The organism is Pseudomonas sp. MPDS, assembly GCF_013283895.1.
Taxonomy (GTDB): Bacteria; Pseudomonadota; Gammaproteobacteria; order Pseudomonadales; family Pseudomonadaceae; genus Aquipseudomonas; species Aquipseudomonas rhizophila.
This window is the reverse complement of the sequence record NZ_CP054128.1, coordinates 2,868,599-2,881,610: the sequence shown is the minus strand read 5'-3', so window position 1 is coordinate 2,881,610 and position 13,012 is coordinate 2,868,599. Positions and strand designations below refer to the sequence as shown.

The 13,012-nt window shown below is 59.2% G+C and carries 9 protein-coding genes; 4 read left to right on the top strand and 5 right to left on the bottom strand.

The features are described 5' to 3' along the window. Positions 1-10: 10 nt before the first annotated feature. The 3 genes from HQ912_RS12660 (at position 11) to HQ912_RS12650 (ending at position 4,141) form a co-directional block, all read left to right on the top strand. Positions 11-1,375 (top strand): MFS transporter, encoded by a 1,365-nt coding sequence (locus tag HQ912_RS12660; protein WP_047225575.1) that lies wholly within the window; start codon positions 11-13, stop codon positions 1,373-1,375. A 119-nt stretch (positions 1,376-1,494) separates the two neighbouring features. Continuing rightward, positions 1,495-2,724, top strand: coding sequence for an OprD family porin (locus tag HQ912_RS12655; RefSeq protein WP_173406861.1), 1,230 nt, complete (start codon positions 1,495-1,497; stop codon positions 2,722-2,724). A 52-nt stretch (positions 2,725-2,776) separates the two neighbouring features. Next, positions 2,777-4,141 (top strand): MFS transporter, encoded by a 1,365-nt coding sequence (locus HQ912_RS12650; RefSeq protein ID WP_160892116.1) that lies wholly within the window; start codon positions 2,777-2,779, stop codon positions 4,139-4,141. 69 nt (positions 4,142-4,210) lie between these two features. Here the strand turns inward: HQ912_RS12650 and HQ912_RS12645 are convergent, their stop codons facing one another. From HQ912_RS12645 to HQ912_RS12625, 5 genes are all read right to left on the bottom strand, one after another. Then, the gene (locus HQ912_RS12645) at positions 4,211-5,452 is read right to left on the bottom strand and encodes a cation:proton antiporter (protein WP_047225572.1); all 1,242 of its coding nucleotides are present in this window, start codon (positions 5,450-5,452) and stop codon (positions 4,211-4,213) included. Between the two features lie 83 nt (positions 5,453-5,535). Next, positions 5,536-6,822, bottom strand: a complete 1,287-nt coding sequence (locus tag HQ912_RS12640) for a DUF2254 domain-containing protein (protein ID WP_076384189.1) — start codon at positions 6,820-6,822, stop codon at positions 5,536-5,538. A 67-nt stretch (positions 6,823-6,889) separates the two neighbouring features. Further along, positions 6,890-8,635, bottom strand: a complete 1,746-nt coding sequence (locus HQ912_RS12635; RefSeq protein ID WP_173406860.1) for an OPT family oligopeptide transporter — start codon at positions 8,633-8,635, stop codon at positions 6,890-6,892. Between the two features lie 193 nt (positions 8,636-8,828). After that, positions 8,829-9,524: a tRNA (adenine(22)-N(1))-methyltransferase gene (locus tag HQ912_RS12630; protein ID WP_173406859.1), complete on the bottom strand. Its 696-nt coding sequence runs from the start codon at positions 9,522-9,524 to the stop codon at positions 8,829-8,831. A gap of 647 nt (positions 9,525-10,171) precedes the next feature. Continuing rightward, entirely contained in the window at positions 10,172-11,542 is a 1,371-nt protein-coding gene (locus HQ912_RS12625; RefSeq protein WP_173406858.1) for a PLP-dependent aminotransferase family protein, read from the bottom strand. A 137-nt stretch (positions 11,543-11,679) separates the two neighbouring features. Between HQ912_RS12625 and HQ912_RS12620 the strand changes: the two genes are divergently transcribed. Then, positions 11,680-12,978 carry a hydroxymethylglutaryl-CoA reductase, degradative gene (locus tag HQ912_RS12620; RefSeq protein WP_076384183.1) on the top strand — a complete coding sequence of 433 codons (1,299 nt, stop codon included), beginning with the start codon at positions 11,680-11,682 and terminating at the stop codon, positions 12,976-12,978. Positions 12,979-13,012 lie beyond the last annotated feature (34 nt).

Sequence of the window (13,012 nt, the reverse complement as noted above, 5' to 3'; positions counted from 1 at the left end):
GAGAACGCACATGTCACAGTCCCGCACCCTGGACGTAGCGGCGCTCATAGAAGGTCGCAAACTTTCACGCTTCAACTACGTGGTGATTCTGGTCTCGGTTCTGATCACCTTCCTCGATGGTTTCGATTTGCTGGTGCTGTCGCACACGGCCTCCTACATTGCCGATGAGGTCGGTCTGGACAAGATCCAGCTGGGTGAGATTTTCTCCATCGGCCTGCTGGGAATGATGCTCGGTGGATTCTTCTTCGGCTACCTGGGTGACCGAATCGGGCGGCGTCCCACCATTCTTCTTTCCACCTGCTCATTTGGCGTGTTGACCTTGCTGTTTGCCTTGGCCAACAGCTATGAATCGCTGATGGTCCTGCGCTTTCTCAACGGCTTCGCCCTAGGTGCCATGCTGCCGTTGTGCTGGGCCTTGAACATTGAGTTCGTACCCAAGCGTTATCGCTCGACGGTGGTGACCATCATCATGGTCGGATTTAGCCTGGGCAGCGCGATGGCCGGCCCGATCACCGTCTGGCTGGCGCCGCATATCGGTTGGCAGGGCGTGTTCGTGTTCGGCGGTGTACTGACCCTGGCCGCCAGCGTGCTCCTGTTTTTCACCCTGCCCGAATCGGTGCGGTTTCTGGCCAGCAAACGCAAAGGCCCGGAAAAAATCACGGCAACGCTCAAGCGTATGGATTCGAGCCTGGATGTGCGACCGGGCGACCGCTTCGTCCTACTGGACGAGCCGGATCTGGGCCGCAAGGAATTTCGGGTCAGCCAGCTGTTTATCGGCCGCCTGAAATGGGTTACCCCGATGATCTGGCTGGGCTACTCCGCCAGTTCCATGGCCATGTACTTTCTCGCCTCGTGGAGTCCACTGGTCTATCAGTACGCAGGCTTTGACCGCGCGACAGCTTCGTGGGTCAGTTCGATCGCCTCGTTCAGCGGCGCAATGGCGGGCTTGGCGATGATGCGTTTCGTCGATACCCGCGGCCCTTACATGGTGATGATCTATCCGCTGCTGGCATTGCCTTTCCTGCTGGTATTGGGCATCACCGGCATGCAGGGCACCGCGTTCCTGATGCTGAGCCTGGTCGGGGCCGTGTTCGTCAAAGGCTCCCACTATGGAATCCTCAGTATCGCCGGGGTCTTCTACCCCAGCGCTATCCGCGCCAATGGCGCGGGCTGGGCCACCTCGATCGCCAAGATCGGCTCGATCCTCGGCCCATTGCTGGGCGCTTATGTACTGAACAGCGGAATGCCAGTGGTCAAGAGCTTCCTGGTCCTGGCCATATGTCCGGCAATGCTGGCCGCCTGTGCATTCGCAATCGGTCACCTGACCCGCCACGACCTTGCGGTGGATCCATTGCCCGCCCCGTCACAGACGTGACCGCCTGCCTCTGATTCACAACACCTTGAGCCACGCCTGCTGTGCCGCGTCGTCACCGACGCGGTCAGGCAAAACTCGCCCTGAATAATCGTATTCCCTCTCCTGAGAGCAATAAAAAAATGAACAGGAATCTAGCCTTCTTCACCGCGCTTGCACTCTTCTGCCACGGCAGCTACGCCCAGGCAGACTTTCTCAAGGACAGCAGCGCGACGTTGACCACGCGCAATTTTTACCTCAATCGCGACTTTCGCCAGAGTGGCGCGCCCCAGGCCAAGGCCGAAGAATGGACCCAAGGTTTCTTCGCCGAACTTCAGTCTGGCTACACCGAAGGTACCGTTGGATTTGGTCTCGACGCCTTGGGTGAACTGGGGATCAAGCTCGACTCGGGCCGAGGTCGACGGGGCACAGCACTGTTGCCCTACGGGCCCGACAGCAACCAGCCTGTCGACGAGTACAGCGAACTGGGGCTGACCGCCAAAATGCGTCTGTCCCAGACCCGGCTCAAGGTAGGAACCCTGATGCCGATTCACCCGCTGGCGTATTACAGCGACACCCGACTATTGCCCTCGACCTTCACCGGTGCCTACCTGACGTCGAGCGAAGTCGAGAACCTGACCGTCACCGCAGCGAGATTGACAGAGGCTAACGGTCGCGACTCCTCCAGTAATGACGACATCAGCTATGCCGGCCAGAGCAGCGATCATCTGGACCTGCTCGGCGGCGACTATACGCTGGGCAAGAACCTGACCCTGCGCTACCACCAGGGTGAGCTGCAGGACATCTACCGCCAGCACTTTTCCGGAGTGATTCACGTCCTGCCACTGGGGGAAGGCATGAGCCTGCGCTCCGATTTGCGCTACGTCGACAGTAGCGACACAGGCGCGGCAAAAGCCGGGAAGATCGATAACCGCAACTTCAATGGCATGTTCACTTTGACCGTCGGGGCCCAGCGATTCGCCGCCGCGTTCCAGCACCTATCCGGAGACAGTGTGTTCCCCGTGATCGACACCGGTACGCCGTATGTGGCGAACCTCGTCACCTACAACTCCTTCACCAAAGCCAACGAAAAATCCTGGCAATTGCGTTACGAATATGACTTCGCCGCGCTTGGGATACCGGGCCTGACGTTCATGACCCGTTATGTGAAAGGCAGCGATATCCGCACCCGTACGGTCAACGACGGCAGTGAGTGGGAACGTGACACCGACCTGACCTACGTCTTCCAGAGCGGTGCCCTGGAGGGCCTGAACCTGCGCTGGCGCAACGTCACGTACCGGTCGGGGGATGGCCTGACCCAGCAGCTCGATGAAAATCGCTTGATCGTCGGTTACACCTGGAAACTGTGGTGAGTCCGGCAAGCCGGAACACGCTCACTTGGATCTTACTGTGCGGAGAGCAATCATGATCCCGTCACGCGCAATTGACGTCGCCGCCTTGATTGAGGGGCGCAGACTGTCGAGTTTCAACTATCTGATCATCTGTGTGTCGGTGCTGATCACCTTCCTCGATGGCTTCGACTTGCTGATGCTCTCCCACACCGCCGCCTACATGGCCGAGGACATTGGCCTGGATAAGTTGCAACTGGGCAACATCTTTTCCATAGGTTTGTTCGGCATGATGTTGGGTGGATTCTTTTTCGGTTATCTGGGTGACCGGATCGGCCGTCGCCCGACCATCATCCTGTCCACCAGCGCCTTTGGCCTGATGACGTTGCTGTTCACCTTGGCCGATAGCTACGCCTCGCTGCTGATCTTGCGCTTTCTCAATGGCTTTGCCTTGGGCGCCATGTTGCCACTCTGTTGGGCGCTGAATATCGAGTTTGTGCCCAAGCGTTACCGTGCAACCGTGATCACAATCATCATGGTTGGCTTCAGCCTGGGTGGCGCGGTTGCTGGCCCTCTAACCGTGTGGATGGCTCCCCACTATGGCTGGGCCAGTGTGTTCGCGCTGGGCGGCATCGCAACGTTGCTTTCCAGTGTGCTGTTGTTTTTCACCCTGCCAGAATCGGTGCGATTTCTGGTGAGCAAGCAAAGACGACCCGAAACCGTGGCGCGGATCCTCAGGCGCCTGGATCCGGACATCGATCTTCGCGCCGGGGACCGCTATTTTCTTGCCGATGAAATCGACATCGGTCACCGACCTTTCCGTGTCGGACAGTTGTTCATCGGCAAACTGAAATGGATCACTCCCATGATCTGGATTGGCTTTGGAGCAAGCTCCATGGCCATGTATTTTCTCGCCTCATGGAGCCCGCTGGTGTACCAGTACGCCGGCTTCGACCGGGCGACTGCATCATGGGTGAGCTCCTTCGCCTCGTTCAGCGGCGCCATGGCCGGGCTCGTATTGATGCGAGTGGTCGACACCCGGGGGCCCTACGCCGTGATGATCTATCCCCTGCTGTCATTACCTTTTCTGCTAGTCCTGGGCATTGGCGAACTGCAAGGAGACGCCTTTATTGCACTGAGCCTGATGGGCGCTATTTTCGTCAAAGGCAGCCACTACGGCATCACCAGCATCGCCGGGGTTTTCTACCCAAGTGCCATTCGCGGCAACGGCGCCGGATGGGCAGCGTCAATGGGTAAGATCGGCTCTGTATGCGGGCCGTTACTCGGGGCCTACGTGCTCAACAGCGGCATGCCCGTGGTGAAAAGCTTCGCAGTACTGGCTCTATGCCCTGCGGTACTTGGAGTGTGTGCCTATGTCGTGGCACGCATTGATCGGCGCTCAACCGTGAGCGCCGAGCTTCTGACCACATCGCAGCCCTAGAAACATTCAACGCAGCAGCGACGCAGGATCATGCAAGTCAAGGAGTCACGTCCACGACTTGCATGAGCGCTATTCGCCCGAGCAAGGGATCACGCGCTTGACCAGCTTACCGATGGTCATACCCTGGATCAGAATCGAAAACACCACGACCAGGTAGGTCATGCCAACCACGACATCGCGAGCATCCCCCGGTGGCAACGACAACGCCAGGGCCACCGATATCCCGCCGCGCAACCCACCCCACGTCAGCACGCTCCAGGAGCCTTCAGGTAACCGGAAACGCTGCCCCAAGATCGCTATCGGGACGCCTACCGTCAACAGACGCGAGAACAAGGTCAGCACGATCACCATCAAGCCCGTGACAATGAGCGGGCTGGTGAAGTGGATCAGAATCACTTCCAGACCGATCAGTACAAACAGGACCGCGTTGAGTATTTCGTCAATCAACTCCCAGAACATGTCCAGGTTTTTCTCGGTCTGCTCAGACATGGCATAAGAGCGTCCATGGTTACCGACGATCAACCCCATCACCACCATCGCCAACGGGCCGGACACGTGCAAATGAGTGGCCAGGGCATATCCGCCGAGCACAGCGGCCAGGGTGATGAGCACCTCCTCCTGATAGCTGTCGATACTCTTGAGCATGCGGAACGTGACGTACCCAACAACCGCGCCTAAAAGCGCACCGCCGCCCGCCTCCTCCAGCAAGAGCCGCGAAACGCCAGTAACGGAGGGCGCGTCGCCACTGGCGATCATCGCCAGAATCAGTGAAAACAGCACAACGCTGACCCCGTCGTTGAACAGCGACTCTCCGGAAATCACCAGTTCCACGCTACTTGGAGCACCGGCGGATTTCAGAATGCCCATGACCGCAATCGGATCGGTGGGTGAAATCAGCGCACCGAACACCAGGCAGTAGGCAAGCGGCAACTCCAGGTCGGTAAAAGACAGCAGCCACCATAGCCCGAAGCCGATGAACAGCGTCGACACAGTCGTGCCAACCACAGCCAGGGACGCCACCTGCCATCGATAGGCGCGCAGTTGCGACAAGTCGACATGCAGGGCCCCCGCGAACAGCAGCAATGACAGCATGCCCTCCATCAGCAACTCGGAGAAATCGATGGACTCCACCAGTGATTGCTCGAGCGTGTGCAGGGAGTGAAAGCCCAGCGCATCGGAGGCCATGTTCAGTAACGATAAGCCCAAGGCAATACCCATCACGCCAATGGCCGGGGGTAGCCCTACGTAGCGCCGATTGAGGTAAGCGAGTACTGCTGTGATGCAGAGGAATATTGCAATAATGTCTAGCATTGGGCAGAGGGGTCCATTGGGTACATTTCAAGTGCGGCTAACGTTGCGTTCACAAAGCGCTGCGCCTGGCACCGACAAAAAAACTAAGCCGTTGCGCAAACAAGCCTTGCGGCAAGCGCTCTGAGCCGCTGCTTCTCTTCATCGAGCACCAACGCGGCATCGGCTCGCGCGAGCAAGCGATCAGCCTGCCTGGTCGCGGCTGCGCTGAACAATCCAGGATTGATCTGGCTGAGAGCAATCAGCGCCTTCATCATCCGAATATCCACTTCGACAATGCCGGCGCCATCTCTGGCAATGGGACCAAAAAAATCATCAAACAGGTCGTCAACGTTCAGGCCATGCAGGAACACGCGGTCACATTCCGGTTGCGTTACCGCTTCATGAAGCTCAAACGTGCCCCAGCAGGCCAGGCTGCGAACACCACGGCCCAGCACGTCAATGGCCGTTCCGGAGTCGTTGACCGCACTTGATAAAGCCCGTGAGGCGATTTCCGAAAGCACTGACAGCCCGAAACGCGGATCATGTTCAAAGGTTCGTCGAACGCCGATGCTCAGGCAGGCGAGAACTTTACTGGCGAGCGGGTCGTCCCCGTCGAGCCCTTCCTCGCTGGCTCGCGCGATATGGACAAGCGGCATACCCGGGTGGACAAAACTTCCGGGCAAGATCTCCAGAAATAACTGCGCCTCGCAACCCCTGGCAACCTCATTGAGTGCCTGTACATCGATATGCTGGACATAACCGGTGGTGCCACTGACGACCGGCCGCGCAGACGACGGCATGACCCAGCCGTCGGGGTATGCACAACCGCCAAGAAACGGCCATCGAACTCGATGGTTGATCGCGGCGATGGTCGCCTTCTCTACGCGATCAATCGTCTCGCCGACCCGCCCCAGTTTGGACAGATGATTGATCCAGCGCAAAAGCATGTACACGATCAGAATCACCACGCCGATCGTCACTGCGAACAGCAAGACGCGCCCTTGCCCGCCGTAAGCGCCGGTACTCAGCGCGATAATGCCGACCAGACTGAACAAGAAAGAGCCGATAAAAGTGGCAAGTGCGTTCTGCGTCGTGGTGTCTTCAATCACCAGCGTTGTGGCACGGGGCGTGGCGCCCGTACTTGCTGCGCCATACGCCGCAACCATGATGCTCAAAGAGAAGGTGGTCACCGCGAGCATGCTGGAAGCGATGATGCCAAGGATGTTGTCGACGGCATCGGCGCCTATCCGGGCAGACAAGGAGAACGGAATCCATTCCTTGAGCGCGATGGCCAGCAACGCCGTGACCACGCCCAGCAGCGAAAACAACGTAGCCTTGAACCACAGCTGTTTAGTCAGCTGCGTCAACAGCCAGCGCCAGCGAGCAATCATGTTGTCTCCTTCTCAGTACGGTTCCAGGCGGGAAAATACCCGCTCATTCATGCGTGCCGGTTTGAGATCATCCGCCATTCCCAACCATCTGCCACAACGACGCCCCCACCCCGGTAATGCTCTCCCCGGCAATCAACCCCGCCGCCGCGGTGATGGCAAAGCGTTCTGTAAGGCTCGCCCAGCGGCAGCTCACCAGCCAGGTGAGTACCGCGCCGAAGGCCATCATCAGCGACACCGAGGCCGGCAAGACGAACGCCAGGCCCAAAGCCGCCGTGCTTGGCAAATAACGGGCCCGGTGGGTGGGCAGTACGCTGTCGAGAATCCCCAGCAACAAGCCGGCCACGGCGCCGATGATGACCGCCCAGCGAATGCTTGCTGACAGCGAGTCCAGCCCCAGGGTCAGGGTTTGCGCCACGGCTTTCCAGGTAGCGACCGCCGGCGCCGGCCACTCTTGCGTGAGCAGCATCGATTGTGGGTCCGGGATCAGGGCCAGGTAGGCCAACACCCCAACGATGCTTCCAACGAAAATCCCCAGGGTCTGGGCGATCAACTGCTTGTGGGGTGTGGCGCCAATCGCCCGGCCCACCTTGAAGTCGTTCATCAAGTCCGTGCATTGCCCAGCCGAACCGCCCGCGGTGTTGGCGCTCATCAAATTGATCGGCACCTGCCCCGGGGCGACGATGCCAAAACTCAGTTGGGACAATTGTCCGATGGCGCCGATGGGCGCAATGCCCGTGGCCCCCACCACCCGGGCGGCCACGGCGGCCAGGCAGATAGCCAAGGGAATGGTCAACAACGCCATCCAGGGGTTGATGCCAAACAACAGCGCTTGCAGGCTCACCACCAAGACGATCGCCACCAGGAAACCGCTGGCAGGTCCGGTCTTGGGCACCACCCAGGTCGCGCCACCGCCCGCCTTGGTGGACTTGTGCAATGCCCATAAGCGAATCGCCAAAGAGGTCAGGGTCGAGCAGACCATCAGACTCACGCCCGGCCACAGCAACCACTCCACCAGCGCCGCGAACTGTGGGCCACTGCTGTCCGGCGGCAGTTGCACCAAGCCTTGCTCCAGCAGCCACGGCGCCAATCCACCCCACGCCAACAAGGCGCCAAGCAGCAGGGTCAGGCCAACGCGAATCCCGATGATCCCGCCGAAACCCACCAACAACAGCGAAGGGTCCGCAGTAAACGTCAGGCGTTCCAACTGCGGGGTCGGCGACCAGCGCGGAAAAGCCCAGACGAAGGTATCGACCCACTTGACCAGCCCGGACAGCAGCGCAGCGCTGAGCAGCACCTTCAAGCGCTTCGCCGCTTCGTGGCCCTGGTTGTAGATGTGCAGAAGGGTCTCCAGGGTCGCCATGCCTTCGGGGAATTTCAGTGCTTTGTCATTGAGCAGCGAGGGTCGCAGGTACCAGGCGATCCAGATCCCCAGGAAGCTCACCGAGAACACCCAGGCGATCATCGGGATGACGTCCAACTGTTGACCGGTCAATAAGGTGTAGGCCGGGATGGGCGCAACCAGCCCACCGGAAATGATTGACGCTGCGGCCGAGGCCACGGTCTGATTGATGTTGCTTTCGTGCAGCGTCCAGGGCTGTTGAGCGGCCGAACGCTTGGCCAGGCCTTGCCAGATGCCATAGCCGATCAGCAAGGCAATGATCGACATGTTGAACGACCAGCCAATCTTGAGGCCGGCGTACACATTGGAAGGCGTCAACAGGATACCAATCACGATTCCCGTACTGACCGCTCGCAGGCTCAGCTCACGTTCGACAGGGTAATCCAGGGCGATGGTTGGCGAAGTTGGGTGCATGCGAATTCCTTATCGGCAATGAGACAGCGCGATCACTCAACGCGGCGACTTAACAAGTGAGCGCTGCATGGGCGGAAGGTTCACATGACAGGGGCAAGCCCTTGCGAGCGCTTAACGCTCATATCGAAGTTTTCCGGGGGCGGTGACGAGGTCGACGAGGGATGATTGCTTGGTTATTTTCCGAGTACCGGACTCAGGCCAGCAGCTCGGTGATCCAGCGGGTTTGCAAAGCGATGTCCTGCACCTTCTGCTCGGGCACGGCTTGTCGCGCCCGGGCGAAGTGAGTCAGGGTCCGCTGTTTGAGGCGCAGCATGCGCTGCCACTTGGCCAGGAACGCCGGGCTGCGGGCGCGCATCTGCAATGGCCCGAAGTACAGCTCCTGCGCGGTGTACGTCACCGGCCCGGCGCGCTCGGCGACGATGATTTCGTAGTAGAAGCGGTTTTCCCGCAGCACTTCTTCGAAGCAGATGCGATAACCATTTTCCATCAGCCATTGACGCAGTGGTTGCTCGCCGCCGTTTGGCTGCAGGATCAGCCGTTCCTCACCGCTCAGGTGCGCCTGGCCGCCAGCGAGAATGTCGCGGATCGTCTCGCCGCCCATGCCGCACAGGCTGACTGCCGTGATCCCGTCTCCTGGCTCGATCGCCGCCAGGCCGTCAGCCAGGCGGACAATGACCTGCTGGGTAAAACCGTTCTCGCGCACGGTGCGTTCAGCCGAACGAAACGGCGTCAACGCCACCTCGCCAGCCACCGCTGTCGCAATCACACCACGGCGCATCAATGCCACCGGCAGGTAGCCGTGATCCGAGCCGATATCGGCCAGGCGCGCACCTGCGGGTACATGCGCGGCCACACGCTCCAGGCGCTGGGACAATGTCTGTTCGTTCAACAGCTGCTCCTGTTCAATACCGTTGCCTACGGTCCCGTCTTGTATTCGCCTTGGAGCGCGTGACCGCTCAAAAATCACGCGCGCACCTTAAACGCGGACTGTTCCCATTACAATCTTTTCGAGTGAGCCGCGCTACCGCCCACGCTCCTTTGCCACGCAGCTTTTCCCATAGGGAATACCCACTGAAGCGGCAAAAAACGCCAACGAATTGGCGTCGAAAAATCCAAATCTGAATAAACCTGAACTAATGACATTTTTCCGACGATTGGCCCGTGCAAGCCATTGCTGGGGATTTGAATGCAGGCTCATCATCCGTCTGTCACAGCCAGCATTTTCAGGCCTGACGCAGATGTATTAATCGCATCGCTCTATAGGAGCATTCAGGATGATGACTGTTTATTTTGTGGTTATGGCTATCTGCAGCGGCGTGGAAGGTTGTGTAGAAGAGCGAAAGCCGGGGCCGACTTACGCGTCCAGGGCTGTGTGCATGGACTCAGCCAGGACGATGGCGCCGCGCAAAGGCGTGAAATTCAAATGTCGCAGTGAACGCCTATGGGTGCCTGTTGAGGCGCGCGGTGTGAATCGGCACGAAAGCGTGGTCTCGACCGGAACGCAAACCCAGCCTTAGCAGCATGAGTGGTGAGCCCTCAGCCACTCAACTCGGCTTTAAGCAACGGGTCATTCAGGTAGGCGACATTCAATCTGGTCCAGGGATTTATACGCGACTGCTCCGGTGAAAAAATATGGCCGGGAGCAATCATGAATCCCTTCGGCAGTAGTTGCCGGGTCAGCTCCCTGGCGTCGTCAATGTGGGCGAACCTGGCCCACAAATACAGACTCTGCTCTGGCCGAAAGAACACCTCGGCGCCGATCTCATCGAGCATCTGCAAACCTGCCGCAGTGGCACTCTTGAGTCGCTCCTGGAGGCGGATCTGATGTCGCAGAAAATGCCCCTCGGTCAGGATGACATCGATGGTTCGCTCACACAGCTCCGAGGTGCTGGTATGCAGGAGCATTTTCAGATCACCCAGTTCATCGATGACGTCCTTGCTCCCGGCGATAAACCCCACCCTCAATGCCGCAGAAACCGATTTGGAAAAACTGCCCACGTACAGTGATCGGCTCAACTGATCCAGCGCAGACACCTTGATGGCCGACGCGGGTTTGAAATCTGCCAAAGCGTCGTCGTCCACCAGAATGAAGTTGTGCTCATGGGCCAACTGCACCAGTCGATGAGCCTTGCCGGGGGAAATATCGGAGCCCGTCGGATTGTGCCCAACCGACTGGAGGAAGAACAATTTCGGCTTGTGCAACAGAAGATGCTGCTCCAGCACTTGCAGGTCCGGCCCGTCCGGCAATCGGGGTACGGATAACATTCGCGCCCCTTGCAGTTGCAACTTGCCAAACAGCGGGTAATAACCCGGGTCTTCGACGAAAACGTAATCTGCGGGGGCAATGAAGCGGCGGATGATCAGGTCCAGTGCGTGATTGGCCCCATGGGTCGTGACGATTTGCCGAGCACTGGCGGTGATCGAATAACTCGCCAGTTTTTGCACCAGGTGTTGACGAAGTGCAGCATTGCCCAGCCGGTTGCCGTAGCGAAAAAGCGTGGTCACCCCCATGCGCATGATCTGACGGGTGAACTTGTCCAATCGCAGATCCATCAGCCACTCTACGGGCGGAAAACCTTCCCCAAGCGGCGAGTGACCCGGCTCACGGACGAATTGCTGGCGCATGAGCCAGATGGTGTCCATCGCCCGGGTAAAGGGCAGTGGTTCTTCCGGTTCGCTGCTGCTCGGGGCGCCTCGTGTCACGAAAAAACCCTGCCCGTGACGCGCCTCCACCAGTCCTTGGGAGGCCAGCGATTCATAAGCGTTGATCACTGTGTTTTTCGAATGACCAAACAAGCGCATGCACTCGCGCAGGGACGGCAAACGGTCGCCCACTCGGTAGGTACCGTTGCCGATCTGCGTCACCAAGGAGGCCGTCAGCTCTTGGGCAAGCGTCAGTCGCGCCATTGTACGAAGTCCTGGATGAATTATTCGCAGAGGGTACAGCTTAGGTACTGTCTGTCCAAACTGTACCTTTTTTGCCAGGACACATACGCATAGGGTGGCAGGCATTCGAAAACAATAACTGCAACTGGATTGCTACCATGAGTATCGACTCCCGCCTCCCGATGTTCCGCAGCCTGTCGCCCGCCGAACGCCTGAGCCACTTGCAACAACTGCTTGAGCTTGCAGAAGATGACGTTGCCCTGCTCCGCGACGCTGGCGCCCTGCCCCTGGAAATAGCCGATGGCATGATTGAGAACGTCATCGGAAAATTTGAGTTGCCCTACGCTGTGGCGAGCAACTTCCAGATCAATGGACGCGACGTCATCGTGCCGTTGGTCGTCGAGGAGCCTTCGGTGGTCGCCGCCGCCTCGTTCATGGCCAAACTGGCGCGCGAAGCCGGTGGTTTTCAGACCTCCAGCTCGCTGCCGCTGATGCGCGCGCAAGTGCAGATCGTGGAAATCGACGATCCCTTCAATGCCCGTTTGAGTCTGTTGCGCCGCAAGGACGAAATCATCGAACTGGCCAACCGCAAGGATCAACTGCTGAACCAGTTGGGTGGAGGTTGCCGCGACATCGAAGTGCATACCTTCGCCCAGAGCCCGCGCGGCCCCATGCTGGTCGCCCACCTTATCGTGGATGTACGCGATGCGATGGGAGCCAATACCGTAAACACGATGGCTGAAGCGGTGGCCCCGCTGATGGAGCAGATTACCGGCGGCAAGGTACGGCTGCGCATTCTGTCGAACCTCGCCGACCTGCGGCTTGCCCGGGCCCAGATCCGCATTGCACCTGAACATCTCACCACCAAGGCCTACAAGGGCGAGGACGTCATTGAAGGCATCCTCGATGCTTACAACTTTGCGGTCGTCGATCCCTATCGTGCAGCCACTCACAACAAGGGCATCATGAACGGCATCGACCCTTTGATCGTCGCCACCGGCAACGACTGGCGCGCGGTGGAAGCCGGGGCACACGCCTATGCCTGTCGCAACGGGCATTACGGTTCACTGACGACCTGGGAGAAAGATTGCAAGGGCCATCTGGTGGGAACGCTGGAAATGCCCATGCCCGTCGGCCTGGTCGGCGGCGCGACCAAGACTCACCCGCTGGCGCAACTGTCGTTACGCATCCTGAGAGTGAAGAGCGCTCAGGAACTTGCCGAGATAGCCGTGGCGGTCGGCCTCGCGCAAAACCTGGGCGCATTACGGGCGCTGTCTACCGAGGGGATACAACGCGGGCACATGGCTTTGCATGCACGCAACATTGCGCTTTCGGCGGGGGCCAGAGGCGACGAGGTCAATTGGCTGGTCGCGCAGATGGTCGAAGCCCGGGACGTGCGCTCGGACAAAGCCGCTGAACTGCTTGAGCAAAAACGCGCGCAGGAGTCGGGCTCGTAGTCACGAACTCAACCACATCTCTTCACGTTCATAA

Bases quoted from the DNA above. Each gene is read 5' to 3' on its own strand.
- HQ912_RS12660 (WP_047225575.1), top strand. From the start codon at position 11: ATGTCACAGTCCCGCACCCTGGACGTAGCGGCGCTCATAGAAGGTCGC.
- HQ912_RS12655 (WP_173406861.1), top strand. From the start codon at position 1,495: ATGAACAGGAATCTAGCCTTCTTCACCGCGCTTGCACTCTTCTGCCAC.
- HQ912_RS12650 (WP_160892116.1), top strand. From the start codon at position 2,777: ATGATCCCGTCACGCGCAATTGACGTCGCCGCCTTGATTGAGGGGCGC.
- HQ912_RS12645 (WP_047225572.1), bottom strand. From the start codon at position 5,452: ATGCTAGACATTATTGCAATATTCCTCTGCATCACAGCAGTACTCGCT.
- HQ912_RS12640 (WP_076384189.1), bottom strand. From the start codon at position 6,822: ATGATTGCTCGCTGGCGCTGGCTGTTGACGCAGCTGACTAAACAGCTG.
- HQ912_RS12635 (WP_173406860.1), bottom strand. From the start codon at position 8,635: ATGCACCCAACTTCGCCAACCATCGCCCTGGATTACCCTGTCGAACGT.
- HQ912_RS12625 (WP_173406858.1), bottom strand. From the start codon at position 11,542: ATGGCGCGACTGACGCTTGCCCAAGAGCTGACGGCCTCCTTGGTGACG.
- HQ912_RS12620 (WP_076384183.1), top strand. From the start codon at position 11,680: ATGAGTATCGACTCCCGCCTCCCGATGTTCCGCAGCCTGTCGCCCGCC.